The organism is Streptomyces sp. SID12501, from assembly GCF_010550245.1.
Taxonomy (GTDB): domain Bacteria; phylum Actinomycetota; class Actinomycetes; order Streptomycetales; family Streptomycetaceae; genus Streptomyces.
Genome location: NZ_JAAGLU010000288.1, coordinates 1 through 591, shown reverse-complemented (window position 1 = coordinate 591; position 591 = coordinate 1). Strand labels below are relative to the sequence as shown.

The window sequence follows — 591 nt, the reverse complement described above, 5'->3', positions numbered from 1 at the left end:
ACGCCGCGTCGCACGGGACGTGGGTACCTGGGGGTGGGCCGTGGGTGCGGGTGGTGGGGCGGCTCAGCCGGTGCGTGCGCCGTCGGCGGCGCGCGCGGGCTGCGGTGCGTCGCTCGTGGCGACGGGGTCCGCGGGCGGGGTGGGTCCGCCGCGGTGCAGGACGCGTCCGAGCAGGTCGCTCAGGGACGACTGCCGGCGGTAGGTGTCGATGATGACGCCGCCGAGGATGATGAGGCCGATGACCAGGGGCTGCCAGTAGCTCTGCACGCCGACGACGTTCATGCCGTTGGAGACCGTGCCGATGAGCACGGCGCCGAGCAGCGCGCCCGGCAGCGAGCCGATGCCGCCGAAGAGGCTGACGCCGCCGACGACGGCCGCGGCGATCGAGTAGAAGAGCTCGTTGCCGGAGCCGGCCGACGGGTAGCCGACCATGAGGCGCGAGGTCACGATGAGGCCGCCCATGCCGGCGCACAGGCCGGACAGCGCGTAGACGAGCATGGTGACGCGGCCGATCGGGATGCCGGACAGGCGCGAGGTCTCGCGGTTGCCGCCGACGGCGTAGATGTGGACGCCCGTGGTGGTCAGCCGCAG

At 73.8% G+C, this 591-nt stretch carries 1 protein-coding gene; it reads right to left on the bottom strand.

Going from position 1 to position 591, the window contains the following annotated elements; all coding sequences use genetic code 11:
• Nucleotides 1-63 precede the first annotated feature (63 nt).
• A partial coding sequence (locus G3I71_RS45790; RefSeq protein ID WP_164324866.1) for an ABC transporter permease occupies nt 64-591 on the bottom strand: 528 nt, incomplete at its 5' end.